This is a genomic window from Carboxydocella thermautotrophica, from assembly GCA_003054495.1.
Taxonomy (GTDB): domain Bacteria; phylum Bacillota.
Genome location: CP028514.1, coordinates 1,659,095 through 1,674,777 on the forward strand (window position 1 = coordinate 1,659,095; position 15,683 = coordinate 1,674,777).

The window sequence follows — 15,683 nt, forward strand, 5'->3', positions numbered from 1 at the left end:
TAAGTAAGCGGGAGGGATTATACTTGTATCCAACTCTAACCCTGGCCCCGGGCCGGCAAAAGCGCCTGTCTACCGGTCATCCCTGGGTCTATGCTACCGAAATTGCTTCGGTCGACCCCAGAATTGAGCCCGGCTCAATTGTCGATGTCGTAGATTTCCGTGGCCGTTTTATCGGCCGCGGTTATTACAATCCCCGTTCCCAGATTGCTGTCAGGCTGCTTACCCGCAAAGATGAAACTATCGACCGGGAATTTTTTCGACAAAAATTGCTGTATTGCCTGAAACACCGGCAAAAAGTAATGCCCGAGGCAACTTCCTACCGCCTGGTTTTTGGCGAAGCAGACTTCTTGCCCGGGCTTATCATTGACAAGTTTGAAGACTACCTGGTCATGCAGGTATTAACCCTGGGCATGGAAAAACAAAAGCAGCTCCTTACCGAATTACTGGTGGAACTGTTGCAGCCCAGGGCAATCTATGAACGCAATGACGTCAATGTTCGGGAGCTAGAAGGCCTGGCTCAAGTTAAAGGTGTCCTCTATGGAGAGTTTCAACCTGAAGTAATAATCAAAGAAAACGGTCTCTCCTTCCTGGTCGATATGGAAAATGGCCAAAAAACCGGCTATTTCCTGGATCAGAAGGAGAACCGGGCTGCCATTGCCCCTTATGTTAAAGACAGAACAGTGCTGGATTGTTTTTGTCACACTGGCTCCTTTACTGTTCATGCTGCCCACTATGGTGCCCGCTCCGTTCTGGCTCTGGATATATCGGAGCACGCCATTGAAACAGCCCGGAGAAATGCCTCCCTGAATGGATTAGAAAACAGCTGCAGTTTTCAAGTAGGCAATGCCTTTGATGTGCTGCGGGAAATGGACAGGGAAAAACGCCGCTTTGATGTTATAATTCTTGATCCCCCTGCTTTTACCAAAAGTAAGCAAACTCTGGAAGGCGCCGTTCGGGGCTACAAGGAAATTAACTTAAGGGCAATGAAATTATTACCACCTTCCGGTATTTTGATCACCTGCTCCTGTTCTTATCACATGCAGGAGGACTTATTTCTGGAAGTAATTGAAAGCGCTGCTCTTGATGTAGGACGGCAAGTGCGCCTGCTGGAGTTAAGGCGACAATCCAAAGATCACCCCATTTTGCTGGCTGCCAAAGAGACCTATTACTTGAAGTTCTTAATCCTAGAAATTCTTTAAAACAAACTCTTGACAATCCGGGGTTTTTGCGCTAATATAATCAATGTCAGTCGGGGCGTAGCTCAGTTTGGTAGAGCGCCATCTTGGGGTGGTGGAGGTCGCTGGTTCAAGTCCAGTCGCTCCGACCAGTTAAATGTGCGGACATGGCGGAATTGGCAGACGCGCTAGATTCAGGTTCTAGTGGGCTTACGCCCGTGGAGGTTCAAGTCCTCTTGTCCGCACCATTAATTGAAAGTAAAACCGGTTGGTTATACCAACCGGTTTTTATTCTTCCTTTTGCCAGTAAAGCTTGACTAGATCACCTGGCTGCAGGGCCTGGGAAAACTGGCTGATTTTATCATTTACCAGCAATATGGCTTTTGCTCCCGGCCAGGGGGGCTTGGGAACGAATCCTACCAGGTCCAGAGCGTGCACAACCAGCATCCCTTCCTGCCACTCTATTTCCCGGGCCTGTCCTTCCAGATCCACGATAATTGTTTCCCGGCGCACCTCATATTCAATCCAGTCTCCGGGCCTGATTTTTGCCTCCAGACCAGCAGGTTGCTTGTTAAGATATATTTCCCCTTTTCCGATCTCTATCTGCTGCCCTTGTAAAAATTGGGCTACAGTTAAATCCAGTCCTATTTCTACCGTAGCCAGATCAGGTATAAAGCTATCCCAGGTCACCGTCTGGCCGTTAATCTTTACTGTCCAGGGCCAGCGTACCTCCTGACCATTAAACCAGAACCGGCTATATTCTTCCCCCTCCCAAATCTCCTTGACGCGGACCCTGGCATCTGCCCCCGGTTGCCCCGGAGAATAATCGATCCTGTCCCCGGGCCTAACTCGCGCCGAATAATCCACCAGCTGGCCATTCAGCCAGATTTGACCTGGCTGACCGGCTTCCCCTTTGACCAGGCGCAATTGCCCGTTCAGGGTAAAACTCAAGGCCATTCCAGGTTTGCCTAAGATTTCCCGCAGGGGTACTCCAGCCTCCCGTAATACCTCCAGTACCTGGGGAGATTGCCAGCCAAACACATCGATATCCTGGCCATTAACAGAACAACGAAAGCGTTTGAGATTTTCCCCTGCTAAAGCTGTTAAACCGATCCCCAGAGGGGTAATCATATCGGGGCCATCAAAATCTTTCGGCCACTTGTTTACCCACTGCTGCAAAGCATCCTTGCCTTTGATGCCTACCCGGTTACTGCTGAGACCCAGCTCATCAGCCAGCAACGGCGCCAGGCCCGGAGTCAGGGCACCGCCCCCGACCAGCAGGACCGCCTGTACCCCTTTAGGGGCTATTGCTAAAATTTGTTGACCTATCTTCTGGGCCAGCTCTCGTACCCTGGGTTCCAGCAGTTTTATTATTTCACTGCTCTCAGCATGGTGTTTTTGGCCCAGGATATCAGTGTATTCCAGCTTATCTTTTTGATTCAGCCAGCGTTTAAGACGTTCTGCTTCATTAAAATCCAGTAGCAAGAGCTGGGCTAGAGCTTCGGTGATTTCATCTCCTGCCTCAGGAACCATCCCATATCCCTGGATTGCTCCTTGCTGGGTAACCGCTATGTCGGCAGTTCCGGCTCCGATATCCACTAAAGCAAGAGACAACTGCCGCATCGCAGGAGGTATTACAACCCGGGCAGCAGCTATAGGCTCCAGAGTCAGGCTATCCATACTCAATCCCGTCATATCCAGCACAGCCTGTAAGGAATCCACTACTTCCCGGGGCAAAAAGGTAGCAATCAGCTCGACTCCGATCCGGTTCCCTCTCTGACCGACAAGGTTGGCAATTGGCTGTCCAGATAAATAGTAATGTACTATGCTGTAACCAACACACTGATAATGCCAGTCCAGTCTGGTCCTGGTAACATTAGAACGAGCTTGCTGTAAGGCCTCTTCTTCCAGTTCACTGATATCTCCTGCCTGTACCGGCTTTCCCCAATCCCAGTCCTTTTCCAGCCGTACTCGCTCTGTACGCAAAGAACGTCCTGCTGCCGCTACGGCCACGCTCCTTATGGGACGCCGCGCTTTTTTGGCCAGCTGCCCGACCACATGCTTTACTGCCGCTGCTACAGCCGGTATATCATGAATCTGCCCGTCCAGCATGGCGCGATCAGGATGTTCCCAGCGCTGGCAGGTAACCACTTTCAAACCCTTTTCTTCTTGTTTCAGGATTAAACCAATTAATGTCCTGGTCCCTATATCCAGGACCACCTGATATTTCTCCTCTGCCACGCTCTCACAGCCTTTCCCATACACTCCCATTCAATATTATGCTGTTGGTAAGAAATAAAACGCCAGAGCCATCACTATGTAAGTAACCAGCAGCTGAACCCCCTCCAGCCAGTTAGATTTGCCATCCAGAGAAATTAAATTGACGATTGTAATCGATACTGCCAGTGCCGCCAGCTCAAAGGGTTGAAAAATCAGGTCCATGGGTCTGCCAAAAATCAGACTGGCAAACACCAGCACCGGGGCAACGAAGAGAGCAATCTGAATCGAGGAACCCACTGCAATCTCCAGGGCTGCATCCATTCGGTTTTTGCCAGCCATCAGCACTGCTGAAAAATGCTCAGCTGCATTGCCAACAATAGGAACCAGTATTACCCCGACAAAAAGCTCAGACCAGTGCCAGGTAGCAATAACCTCTTCCAAAGCGCTGACCAGAACCTCACTGGTGACAGCCACCAGCACAGTAGCTCCGGCCAAAATAGTAATGCTTTTTCTCAATGACCAGCAAGGTTCGTTCTCCTCTTCCACCTCACATACTGGCGCCAGGATTTCACGATGAGTAACCAGGGAGAAAAACAGAGCCGCCAAATAGACGAGAAAGAGGGCGACAGCTACACCAATGCTAAGCTGAACAGCCCTGTCGGAATGGGGTTGATGGGCTGAATACATAAACACAGCCGGAATAACCAGACCGGCAACGGCCAGAGCCAGCATGGTGGAATTCATACCAGCTGCCTGCTGGTTAAAAGATTGTTCCCGGTGTTTTATCCCACCATATAACAGGGCAAAACCCAGTACCAGCGACAGGTTGCCCAGTATAGAACCGGTGATGGATGCCTTTACCATTTCAAACAAGCCCTTTTTGATGGCAATCAGGGTGATAATCAGCTCAACGGCATTGCCAAAAGTGCCATTGAGGAAACCCCCGATCCGCGGTCCAGTGAAGTGGGCCAATTCCTCCGTAGCTTTACCCATCAGGGCGCTCAGAGGTAGGATGGCCAGGCAGGCAGTAAGCAACACCCAGCCGGCAGAAAAATGCCAGTATTCCAGTGCTATGGATACAGGTACAAATGCTAGCAGCCAGTAGAAAATATTCATTTCAACCCTCCTCGGAAAAAGGGCGGGTAGAAAGATCTATCCCGCCGCTTTCTGGTAGAAAAAGAGTGCCACTGATTTAAATCCTATTTCCTGGGCCTGAAAAATCTGTTCAGTACTGCCGATAAACAGAACTCCTCCCGGTTTGAGGGCATTATAAAACTTGCGATAGATGGTATTTTTGGCTTCCTCGGTAAAATAGATCACTACATTGCGACAAATAATCAAATCACACAAAATCTCATAGGGATCTTTCAGCAAATCATGTTTTTTAAATTTAACCCACTTCTTTAGTTCTGGTTTTACCAGGACCACTTCTCCATCCCGGTCAAAGTATTTTTTGAAGTAGGGTTCGGGAAGCCCTGCTACAGATTTTATGTTGTATCTTCCCTCCTGGGCCCGTTCCAGAATAGCACTATCGATATCAGAAGCGATAATCTGGTGCCGCCCCTGAGGTGCCAGCTCATTCAAAATCATAGCGACTGTGTAAGGTTCTTCTCCTGAAGAACAGCCGGCACTCCAAACTTTCAAATTCGGGGATCGCTGCAATAGCTCTGGTAAAATCTGTTTTTCCAGCTGCTGCCATTGAGCAGGGTTGCGGTAAAACTCCGAAACATTGATGGTCAAATGGTTCATGAATTTGTCCAGCTGGGCTTGATCCCCCCGCAAAACCTGCACATATTTCTCCAGGGAATCCACCCCAACCGTCCGCATCAAGCTCAGAATTCTACGCTCCATCTGGGGCCGCTTATACTGTAACAGGTCTACCCCGAAATAGCGGTTTATCTGTTTGGCAAACTCAATATACTGATCCACCTGCTCCTTCCCTCCACTTACTGCGCCTGTGGCCACTGAACTTTGACTCCCCGCTCCTGATGGCACCTGTCACAGAAATTCTCCTTGGTCTGCCCCAGTTTCTTGCTGTGACACTTCAGACAGTTTTTTTCCGGGTTACGGTTACGCATTACAGTTTCCCCGTGTTTGGCCAGCCAGTCTTCCCCATGGGGATTGCCTTTGGCATTGGCAAAAAAGGAAACCACCAGAACAGCCAGAATGGCCACCACAATCAGACCTGAGATCAGGTGACGGTATTTCTTCATTTTCTTACCCCCGCTTCCAGTGTTCTTTCACTATGCGGAATGATTCTGCGGCAGCGGCAATCGTCCGGTCGATGTCTTCCTCAGTATGAGCCAGAGAAACAAAAGCTGCCTCAAACTGGCTGGGTGCCAGGTAAACCCCGCGTTTTAACATCTCCTGGAAAAAGAGGGCAAAGGCTTGTGTATCTGAGGTGCTGGCCGACTGGAAGTCCACCACCGGCTGACTGGTAAAGAAGGTACATACCATGGAACCCACCCGATTCTGAGTCAATTCCAGCCCTGCTTCTTTTGCGGCTCGGGCCATTCCCTCTGCCAGTCTGGCACTCTTTCTTTCCAATTCCTCATATGCTACAGGGGTTAATTGTTCCAGAGTGGCTATCCCGGCAGCCATGGCCAGAGGGTTACCGGATAGCGTGCCTGCCTGATAGACAGGACCAGCGGGAGCAACCATGGACATAATTTCCTTTTTGCCACCATAAGCTCCTACCGGCAAGCCGCCACCAATGACTTTACCGAAACAGGTCAAATCAGGCTCAATGTTGAACAAGCCCTGGGCACAGTGATAATCCACCCTAAAACCGGTCATCACTTCATCAAAGATTAGCAGGGTTCCGTAACGCCGGGTCAGTTCCCGCACACCCTCCAGGTAACCAGGCTGAGGCGGTACCACCCCCATATTGCCAGGTACCGGTTCGATGATTACCGCCGCAATATCTTTGCCCTCCAGGGCAAAAATCTCCTCCAGCATGGCCAGGTCATTAAACCGGGCGGTAATGGTATTACTGGCAATATTGACTGGCACTCCAGGGCTGGTGGGTACTCCCAGGGTGAGAGCCCCGGAACCTGCCTTGATAAGAAGCGAATCCGCATGCCCGTGATAACAACCTTCAAATTTAACGATTTTATTGCGACCTGTGTAGGCCCGGGCCAACCGCAAAGCGCTCATAGTAGCTTCCGTACCGGAGTTAACCATCCGCACCATTTCCACAGATGGCACGCGCTCAATCACCATCCGGGCCAGACGGGTTTCCAGTTCCGTGGGAGCACCAAAGCTGGTGCCCAGATCAACCCATTTATGTAAAGCTTCAGTCACAGCCGGATGGCAATGTCCGAGAATCAACGGCCCCCAGGAACCCACATAATCAATATACTCATTGCCATCTACATCATAAATTTTTGACCCCTGTCCCCGGACAAAAAAGACAGGCTGACCTCCTACTGCTTTAAAAGCCCGGACAGGACTGTTTACTCCACCGGGAATATACTGCTGTGCCTCAGCAAACAATTCGAGCGAGCGGTTAAAACCCTTATGCACGATCCGATCCTCCCTTTCTATTGGCTGGCCTTAGATGGAGATAAGGGACAGGAGATTAACTCCCCTGTCCGCTTTTCCCACCTTCCCATTTTTTAGTAGCCTTTGCGCCCATGATAGAGACACCAGGGCTCCTCTGCCATGTAGTCCCCGTTATTGTAGAAAGCTGCCCGGGCCCGGCATCCGCCACAGATTTTCTTGTACTTGCACACACCACATCCACCGGAATAGTTGAGGGTACGCAATTCCTGCAGCACCGGATTTTCTGCCCAGATTTTGCTGAAGGGAATATCTCTTACATTCCCCATCGGAATATTCAGATAGGCACAGGGCTGCACATCTCCTTTGGGGGAAATGATACAGTAGGATGTTCCGGCCAGACAGCCTCGGCCAAAACGCAAATCCATGCCCATTTCCTTGGCAATGCGCATGAACTGTGGAGCACAGGTTGGCTTCAGTTCAATATCCACTTCCTGCTGTTTTTTCATGATCCGGGTTAGCAGAGCTTCATATTGTTCTGCCCGCAAAGATTCTTCTTCAATGTTAACAGCCCGGCCGGTAGGCACCAGGAAGAAGATATGGTGAGCCACCGCCCCCATTCCCACCGCCAGGTCAGTGATCTTTTCCACTTCATCATAGTTCCAGTCTACTACTGTGGTATGGATCTGGAACGGTAAGCCGGCATCCCGGCAATTTTTCATGCCCTTGAGAGCATCCCGCCAGGCGCCGGGATAGGCTCTGAATTTATCGTGCTTGTCTGCATCAATGCTGTCCAGAGAAATACCCACACCCATAGTGCCTACTTCTTTCAGGCGGCGGGCCACTTCCGGAGTTATCAGAGTACCGTTGGTACCAAACACCGGCCGCAGCCCCAGCTTAACGGCATGTTCCACCAGCTCGAAAATATCCGGCCGCATGAGAGGCTCGCCACCACTGAAAATCATTATCTTAAAGCCAGCTTTAGCTATTTCCTCCAGCAAAGCCTTGCCTTCTTCGGTGGACAATTCCTCTGAAGCTTTGGCTCCTGCATCCCGGTAGCAATGTTCACAATACATGTTGCATTGATTAGTAGTATTCCAGGAAATAATCATTAATAGCCCTCCTTCAACCACTTCGCTACATCCAGGGCATGATAGGTCAGGATTATATCAGCCCCGGCCCGTTTAAAGCCAAGCATCGTTTCCAGCACAATCCGTTTTTCATCTATCCAGCCCAGACGGGCCGCAGCCTTGATCATGGCATATTCACCGCTGACATTATAGGCTGCCACTGGTACCACCACTGCATCCTTGACCTGACGGATTATATCCATGTAAGCCAGAGCCGGCTTGACCATGACAATATCGGCTCCTTCTTCCAGATCAAGGGCAACCTCTTTTAATGCTTCCCGGCTATTGGCAGGATCCATCTGATAAGCCTTGCGATCTCCGAATTGCGGTGCCGATTCGGCTACCTCCCGAAAAGGGCCATAATAAGCAGAAGCATATTTAACCGCATAGGACATGATGGCAACATCCTGATAGCCATGGTGGTCCAGCATGGTGCGAATGGCTGCCACCCTGCCGTCCATCATATCCGACGGAGCCACGATGTCCGCCCCGGCCCGGGCATGGCTGAGAGCTGTGCGGGCCAGTAACTCCAGGGTAGGATCATTGGCCACTTCCTGGCCCTGAAGCAGGCCACAATGCCCATGGCTGGTATATTCACAGAGGCAAACATCGGTAATCACCAGCAGCTGCGGTACTGTCTTTTTGATTTCCCGCACAGCTCTTTGCACTGCCTCATCCTCGGCCCAGGCACTGCTGCCTGTTTCATCCTTGTAGGCGGGAATACCAAACAGGATAACTGCCGGGATCCCCAGTTCAGCTGCCTTCTGCGCTTCTTCCACTGCCAGATCCACTGAAAGCTGGGCTACCCCTGGCATGGATTCAATTTCCTTGCGAAAGCCCTGGCCCTGAGTAACAAAAAGAGGATAAACCAGGTCTTCGACCCGCAAATGATTTTCCCGCACCAGTCGCCGCATGGTTTCATTACGCCTTAGCCGCCGCGGGCGGTTAACCGGAAAACCCATATTCCTTCCCTCCGTCTCCATTATACCATACTTTCCACAATTGCTGTGACCAAACCGTCAATGGTGTATTCCCGGGCCTCCACGGTTATCGTCAGTCCCAGCTCCCTGGCGGTCTGGGAAGTAATAGGCCCTATGGAAGCCAGTTTAACAGTTTGCAACAGCTCCTGGTAATCTTCTCCTAGCAATTTAATAAAGTTCTTCACTGTTGATGAGCTGGTAAAGGTAACCCAGGAGATGGTCTTCTCCTGCAACAGACGCCGTAACAGGGCTTTATCCCCGGAACCAGCCACAGTCCGGTAGGCATCCACTTCTGTAACCTCAGCCCCCAGCTTGCGCAATTCTTCCGGTAACACCTTTCTGGCTATATCCGCCCGGGGCAATAGTACCCTTTTCCCGGCCAGGTCAGTTTGCTTCAGAACCTCAACAATGGCTTCAGCCCGGTATTCCTCCGGGATAAAGGAACAACGAATACCCCGCCTTTCAATCTCATCCCTGGTTTTAGGACCGATGGCGCAAATCTCGATACCAGCCAGTTCGCGTACATCCTTGCCCTGCTGCCAGAGACGGCGGAAAAAGCGCTCAACCCCATTCACACTGGTAAAAATGATATAGTTGTAACTCTGCAGCTCATTAATCGCCTGATCCAGGGGACCAAAATCCAGCGGGTCGGTAATTTCAATGGCAGGAAACTCCCAGACTTCGGCACCCAGTTCTTCCAGTTTGCTGGTCAGGCTGCTGGCCTGTTCTCTTGCTCGGGTCACCACAATCCGCTGACCGAAGAGGGGTTTAGCTTCATACCAGCGCAGCTTATCCCGCATTGTCACTACTTCTCCCACTACAATAGTAGCCGGATGTTTGACCCCAGCAGCCCTGGCCTTTTCCACGATATCAGCCAGGGTAGCCGTTACCGTTATTTGTTCCGGCCTGGTCCCCCAGCGAATGATGGCAACCGGGGTCTCTGGTGAACGGCCATGTTCAATGAGTTTCTCCACGATTAAGGGCAAGTTGGCCATACCCATCAATATTACCAGGGTACCTGCCCCGGTAGCTAAATGTTCCCATCTGATTTGACTGTTTCCCTTTTCCGGATCCTCATTGCCGGTAATAATAGCCAGACTGGCCGATAGTTCCCGATGAGTGACAGGTATCCCGGCGTAGGCCGGTACCGCAATAGCAGAAGTAATCCCTGGCACAATTTCAAAACCAATCCCATGCTCCACCAGGGCCTCGGCCTCCTCGCCCCCCCTTCCAAAAACGAAGGGGTCACCCCCCTTCAGGCGGGTGACAATTTTCCCTGCCAGGGCCTTTTCCACCAGTAAAGCATTGATTTCCTGCTGTCGAAAGGTATGCTTGTCCGGTTCCTTTCCGGCAAAGATCAGTTCAGCATCTTTACGGGCATAAGTCAGAAGTTTGGGACTGGCCAACCGGTCATAAACAATAACATCTGCCTTGCTGATACACTCCAGTCCCCGTAGAGTGATCAGTTTCGGATCTCCCGGGCCCGCACCGACCAGATAAACAAAACCTTTTTGCATCTAACTCAGCTCCCTTACCTCCGCCAGTATCCGATCAGCTCCTTCAGCCAGCATGAGCTCGGCCAGTCTTTCCCCCAGCTCTTCCGCCGCTTCAGGATTGCCATTTATCTGTTTTCTGATTAATTTCTGTCCATCCAGGGAAGCTACCACACCCTGTAAAATCAGCTGTTCACCCTGTAAAACGCCATAAGCTCCAATCGGAATTTGACAACCGCCTTCTAATTTGCGCAGGAAAGCCCTTTCTGCCAGGATAGCCTTAGCAGCAGCTCTGTCATTAAGCGGTCGTAACAGCTCTTTAATCTCTTCATCATTTTCCCTGATTTCAATCCCAATCGACCCCTGCCCTACCGCAGGCAGGCTGATCTCAAAAGGTATATACTGGGTGATACGTTCCTGCCAGCCCAGGCGTAAAACCCCGGCTGCTGCCAGGATCATACCATCCAGCTGCTGCTCCTCCATTTTGCGAAAGCGGGTAGCCAGATTGCCCCGCATATCCACTATTTGCAAATCAGGCCGGTAAGCCAGAAGCTGGGCCCGTCTTCTCAGGCTAGATGTAGCCACTTTTGCCCCCTGAGGAAGGGTGGCAAGGGTATAACCCTTAGGACTGATCAGCACATCGCCGGGGTTTTCCCGGACACAGATGGCTCCCAGGGCCAAACCGTCAGGCAAACGGGTCGGCAGGTCCTTCATGCTATGCACCGCCATGTCTATTTTCCCTGCCAGCATAGCAACTTCCAGTTCCTTGGTAAAAAGCCCTTTGTCACCGATTTTGGCCAGTGCCACATCCAGAATTTTATCTCCCTGGGTTTTCATGGGTACGATCTCCAGGCCCAGGTCGGGGTACAATTTTCTCAACTGGGTTACCACCCATTCCGTTTGCCACATGGCCAGGGCGCTGTCCCGGGTGCCAACCCTTACCGTTTTGCTCATACCAATTCCTCCACTTCTTCTGCTGCCATGGGTTTGCCTGGTTTTATTCTCTGTCCTTCTATCTGTAAATCAAACAGGTTTTGCAAAATTTCGGTATAGAGATGACCGTGACTGGTCTGGGCATAAGCTTTAAGATTAACAATTGGCCGATGTAAAATACTGTTAACGATGCTATGGGCCAGAGCCTGGATAATATTGCGCTCTCGTTCCGTTAAATCGCCCAGTTTATTAAACGCCTTTTCCAGCTCCCGTTGTTTGATTTCTTCCCCAAACTGTTTCAGAGCTACAATGGTTGGCACCACAAACTGGGTATTTAACCAGCTGAAAAACTCCTTGATTTCTTCATCCACTATTTTCTGGGCCTTGACGGCCTCTTTTTTCCGTTCCTGTAAATTGCGATCTACCACATTTTGCAAATCATCAATATCGAAGAGGGTTACTCCCTTAATGGTGGCCACTTCCGGATCGATGTCCCGAGGTACGGCGATATCAATCAAAAATATGGGCCGGTATTGTCTGGTTTGCATAACTTTTTGCACAATTTCCGGCAAAATAATGGCATGGCGGGCGGCGGTAGCACTGATTACAATATCAGCCTGAATCAGGCATTCCACTAATTGATCGAATTTCACTGCTTTACCGCCAAATTTCTCAGCCAGCTCCACTGCTTTATCATAAGAGCGGTTGGAAACCAGCACACTGGTAACTCCGTTGGCCACCAGGTGTTTTGCCGTCAGCTCACTCATTTTCCCGGCGCCAATGATCAGAATGGCCTTGCCTTCCAGGGTGCCAAACAGCTGGCGAGCCAGCTCTACTGCAGCATAGCTGATAGAAACAGCATTTTTGTCGATTTCCGTCTCGGTTCTTACCCGTTTGCCAACAGCAATAGCCTTATGAAACAGAGTGTTAATGATTTTATTGGTGCTTTCCGCCGCACTGGCAATTTGATAGGCCTGGCGCACCTGGCCTAGAATCTGGGTCTCACCTAGTATCATCGAATCCAGTCCGGATGCAACTCGAAACAGATGATGGACACAGTCATAGAGGGTATGAATATAGAGGAAGTTATCAATTTCACATTCTTCTTCATGCAAGCATTCCATCAGAAAAGTTTTTATGGATTTTAAACCCTGGGTCATATCTGTGCAAGCCGCATAAATCTCCGTACGGTTACAAGTGGATAGTAGTACACACCCATCAATGGCCGGATATTGTTTCAAGGTTTGCAAGGCCTCAGGCAATTGGCTTTCAGTAAAAGCCAGTTTTTCTCTGATTTCCACCGGAGCAGTCTTATGATTGAGGCCAACAGTCACCAAAAACATTTTTTATCCGCTCCTTTACCTTCTCCATTTCTCCCCGGACCAGATCCTCCCAGAATCCCTCCGCCAGTAAACCCTCCATAATCCTCTGGCGTTCCCCTGGGTCAGGAATTCTGGCAAGTAAAATTTGCCTGAGTTCACCGAGCAAATCATTGATCTCTCCATACTCAGGTCCTATAGATCGCGCCAGATGATCCCTTAATTTGCGGGCAAACACCGGACTCTGTCCTCCCGTGGAGACAGCCAGCTGCAAATGGCCCCGCCTCAGAACTGCCGGCAGATAGAAGTCCCCCCGTTCCGGGTCATCAACCACATTGACCCAGATCTTCCTTTGCTGGCACTCCCGGGCAATCCTGGCATTAACCGCAGCATCATCTGTGGCTGCATAGACCAGATGTGCCTGTTCCACATCATCGGGTTGAAAAAGGCGCCGGTACCACATTACGCGACCGGCGCCGGCCCATCCTTCAATTCTTTCTGTTACCTCAGGGCTGACTACCAGTACCCCTGCTCCTGCCTGGAGCAAGCCAGCTATTTTCCGTTCTGCCACCTGGCCTCCGCCAACTACCAGACATTTCTTGCCGTCCAGACGGAGAAAAATTGGATACAGCACCTCAGCCCCTCCTAAACTATCAGGGAATAAAAATTAATTCGTCATATTTCGTAAAAATCCTGCCTACATGCGATTTTTTACGCCCCGGAATAAGAATGCAAACCTGGCAACAGGATATTAACTCCGAAGTAGGTAAACAGCACAGTTAAAAAGCCAATAATCGCCATCCAGGCTGCCCGGCGCCCTTTCCAGCCATAGGTTAAACGGGCATGCAAATAAGCAGAGTAGACCAACCAGGTAATCAAGGACCAGGTTTCTTTAGGGTCCCAGCTCCAGTAGCGACCCCAGGCAAACTCTGCCCAGACTGCCCCGGTGATGATGACCAGGGACATCAAAGGAAAACCAAAGGCAATAAAGCGATAGGAAAGCTCATCCAGCAAAGCTGCCCTGGGCAACTCCCGGTTAAACCAGCTGGTGCTGCCCACAGCCTCCATTTTTTCTTTCCAGAGGTACATAATGGCCAAACCACAGGAAAAAGCAAAGGCACCATAGGCAATAATGGCAGTAGCCACATGGGCATGCAGCCAGTTGCTTTGCAGAGCAGGCATCAATTCTTTGCTGCCTTCAAAAGGCAAACCCAGCATCATGGTGGAAATCTCCAGCACAAAGGCTACGGGAACTACGAAAGCCCCGGCGATGCGCATATCGTACTTCCACTCAGCAAAGAGATAGATCAGCATTACACCAAAGGCAAAAGAAGAAGAATACTCATACATATTGGTAAAAGGTGGATGCCCGGTGGTTACCGTTCTCATGATCAGCCCGGCAAAATTAGAAAGTAGACCTGCAAAAGCAGTACCCGTTGCCACTTTACCAATAGTATCGTTTTTAGTCAATAAATATCCCAGGTAACACAGGGAGGAAATCAGATAAAAACCAATGGTTAGATAATATAAAGACAGCTCACTCACAGCTTATCCCCTTTCTTGCACTGCTGTCAGAATCTCATCCAGATCCTGCTCCAGCCCCAGTTTATTTTTGTCAACCTGAGCCCCGTACTCAGCAATGATAGTATTACCAGCCTGCTTTAGCACTACCCAGATTTTCCGGTGCTGCAACATAAAGGAAAGGAAAATCCCCACCACCATCAGTATACTACCTGCCCAAACAATAGGTACTCCGGGATCTCGCCGTACCGATAAGCCTGTCATATTAACGGTTTTGATTCCATTTGCTGTCACTTTATAATTTTCAACCTGAGCCGCCTGGCCGATATACTGATATGAATAGGCAATTTGCTGATTGTTTTTAAAGACTTGATACAGGACAGCCGGCTTACCATTAGGAGCTTGCGGGTTCTGGGGCTGATTGGGATCGAATTGCGGTACATACCCCTGGATATTGAGGTAAAGGTTGTTATCCAGTGGCAAGACCTCCCCTTCCAATCCCGTTACTTCCCGTTTCTGCCCCTTTTCATCCTCAATGGTAAAGTTCAGGGCGGGCAGACCAGCCTGGAAACTGCTTTGATAGAACTTAACGCCTTTCCATTTCAAAGGATCGTTAACTTCGATCCGTTTACGAAATACCTCTTTTCCGTTTTCAATCACAGAAAGATCACTATACCAGTCCTTGACCATACCCGGTGTGGATGTGCTCCCCTCTTCCCAGGCACGGTTAATGCGAATGGAGAAATTCTCCTCAGGATCAAAGTTTTTAATGTCTGGCAAGGACAACATACTGATGGTTTGGCCTTCCACACCGGCCAGATAAGTTTCAAAACCGGTAAAATTACCATAAATAGCTCCCAGGACAATCACTAAAAAGGAAAGGTGAGTAATAAAGCTACCCAGTACTCCAAAACGGCCACGGTCTGCTGCCAGTATCTTTTTACCCTCATTCTCATCGGCAAAAACCCGGTAGCCTTTCGCTGCCAGTGCTTCAACCCAGACTTTTTCCGTCTCAGCCAAACTGGCTTTATGACGTACGGTCCCTGCCAATTTTAAATTTTTAACAAAAGCTTCTGAAATTTTTGTATTGGGTTCCCCGAGAGCTTTTCTGATCAGTTTAATTCGTTCCAGGCTGCAGATCAGCAAATTCATGCTGAGTAACCCCAGTAAGCCCCGGTACCAGAAACTGTGGTAAATATCATAAACCGGCTGCCTGGTCTGTGGGTCCTGGGGAAGTAAGGTTCCTACCACTGATGCCACAGCCAGAATAAGAAGCACAAACAGAGCCAGCTTCATCGAGGAGAAAAAGCGCCAGACCTCCTCTATACCGCTGCGTTGTGCTGGTTTGGATTGTTCTTGCATGTCTCCCCATCCTTTCATTAAGTCTACTTCCGTATCAAATATTCTCCCC

At 50.0% G+C, this 15,683-nt stretch carries 14 protein-coding genes and 2 tRNA genes; 3 read left to right on the forward strand and 13 right to left on the reverse strand.

Annotated elements, in window-relative coordinates:
* The first annotated feature begins 23 nt into the window (after nucleotides 1-23).
* The 3 genes from CTH_RS08425 (at nucleotide 24) to CTH_RS08435 (ending at nucleotide 1,423) form a co-directional block, all read left to right on the forward strand.
* Nucleotides 24-1,199 (forward strand): class I SAM-dependent rRNA methyltransferase, encoded by a 1,176-nt coding sequence (locus CTH_RS08425; RefSeq protein WP_078666685.1) that lies wholly within the window; start codon nucleotides 24-26, stop codon nucleotides 1,197-1,199.
* Between the two features lie 51 nt (nucleotides 1,200-1,250).
* Nucleotides 1,251-1,327: transfer RNA gene (locus CTH_RS08430), tRNA-Pro, on the forward strand.
* Between the two features lie 9 nt (nucleotides 1,328-1,336).
* Nucleotides 1,337-1,423, forward strand: a tRNA-Leu gene (locus tag CTH_RS08435).
* Between the two features lie 40 nt (nucleotides 1,424-1,463).
* Here the strand turns inward: CTH_RS08435 and CTH_RS08440 are convergent.
* The 13 genes from CTH_RS08440 to resB all read right to left on the reverse strand — a co-directional run bounded on the left by CTH_RS08440 (nucleotide 1,464) and on the right by resB (nucleotide 15,634).
* Nucleotides 1,464-3,395 (reverse strand): cell division FtsA domain-containing protein, encoded by a 1,932-nt coding sequence (locus tag CTH_RS08440; protein WP_159073843.1) that lies wholly within the window; start codon nucleotides 3,393-3,395, stop codon nucleotides 1,464-1,466.
* Between the two features lie 57 nt (nucleotides 3,396-3,452).
* A complete protein-coding gene (gene cax / locus CTH_RS08445; RefSeq protein WP_107753540.1) occupies nucleotides 3,453-4,511 on the reverse strand; it encodes a calcium/proton exchanger in 1,059 nt (352 codons plus the stop codon).
* 36 nt (nucleotides 4,512-4,547) lie between these two features.
* Nucleotides 4,548-5,324: a CheR family methyltransferase gene (locus CTH_RS08450; RefSeq protein ID WP_242946576.1), complete on the reverse strand. Its 777-nt coding sequence runs from the start codon at nucleotides 5,322-5,324 to the stop codon at nucleotides 4,548-4,550.
* Between the two features lie 17 nt (nucleotides 5,325-5,341).
* Nucleotides 5,342-5,608 (reverse strand): hypothetical protein, encoded by a 267-nt coding sequence (locus tag CTH_RS08455; RefSeq protein WP_078666077.1) that lies wholly within the window; start codon nucleotides 5,606-5,608, stop codon nucleotides 5,342-5,344.
* A 4-nt stretch (nucleotides 5,609-5,612) separates the two neighbouring features.
* Nucleotides 5,613-6,920 carry a glutamate-1-semialdehyde 2,1-aminomutase gene (hemL, locus tag CTH_RS08460; RefSeq protein ID WP_078666076.1) on the reverse strand — a complete coding sequence of 436 codons (1,308 nt, stop codon included), beginning with the start codon at nucleotides 6,918-6,920 and terminating at the stop codon, nucleotides 5,613-5,615.
* A 92-nt stretch (nucleotides 6,921-7,012) separates the two neighbouring features.
* On the reverse strand, nucleotides 7,013-8,008 hold the full coding sequence (gene nirJ2, locus CTH_RS08465; protein WP_107753542.1) for a putative heme d1 biosynthesis radical SAM protein NirJ2: 996 nt from the start codon (nucleotides 8,006-8,008) through the stop codon (nucleotides 7,013-7,015).
* Nucleotides 8,008-8,988: a porphobilinogen synthase gene (hemB, locus tag CTH_RS08470; protein WP_107753544.1), complete on the reverse strand. Its 981-nt coding sequence runs from the start codon at nucleotides 8,986-8,988 to the stop codon at nucleotides 8,008-8,010. The genes nirJ2 and hemB overlap by 1 nt, the downstream gene beginning before the upstream one ends.
* 20 nt (nucleotides 8,989-9,008) lie before the next feature.
* Nucleotides 9,009-10,523 (reverse strand): uroporphyrinogen-III C-methyltransferase, encoded by a 1,515-nt coding sequence (cobA, locus tag CTH_RS08475; protein ID WP_107753546.1) that lies wholly within the window; start codon nucleotides 10,521-10,523, stop codon nucleotides 9,009-9,011.
* The gene (gene hemC / locus CTH_RS08480; protein ID WP_078666072.1) at nucleotides 10,524-11,453 is read right to left on the reverse strand and encodes a hydroxymethylbilane synthase; all 930 of its coding nucleotides are present in this window, start codon (nucleotides 11,451-11,453) and stop codon (nucleotides 10,524-10,526) included. It lies immediately after the preceding gene.
* A complete protein-coding gene (gene hemA, locus CTH_RS08485; protein ID WP_078666071.1) occupies nucleotides 11,450-12,775 on the reverse strand; it encodes a glutamyl-tRNA reductase in 1,326 nt (441 codons plus the stop codon). The genes hemC and hemA overlap by 4 nt, the downstream gene beginning before the upstream one ends.
* A complete protein-coding gene (locus CTH_RS08490; protein ID WP_078666070.1) occupies nucleotides 12,744-13,385 on the reverse strand; it encodes a precorrin-2 dehydrogenase/sirohydrochlorin ferrochelatase family protein in 642 nt (213 codons plus the stop codon). Before CTH_RS08490 ends, hemA begins: the two co-directional genes overlap by 32 nt.
* Nucleotides 13,386-13,462: 77 nt before the next feature.
* Complete coding sequence (gene ccsB, locus CTH_RS08495) at nucleotides 13,463-14,296, reverse strand: c-type cytochrome biogenesis protein CcsB (protein WP_107753548.1); 834 nt, start codon at nucleotides 14,294-14,296, stop codon at nucleotides 13,463-13,465.
* A 3-nt stretch (nucleotides 14,297-14,299) separates the two neighbouring features.
* Nucleotides 14,300-15,634 carry a cytochrome c biogenesis protein ResB gene (gene resB / locus CTH_RS08500; protein ID WP_159071894.1) on the reverse strand — a complete coding sequence of 445 codons (1,335 nt, stop codon included), beginning with the start codon at nucleotides 15,632-15,634 and terminating at the stop codon, nucleotides 14,300-14,302.
* Nucleotides 15,635-15,683: the final 49 nt, after the last annotated feature.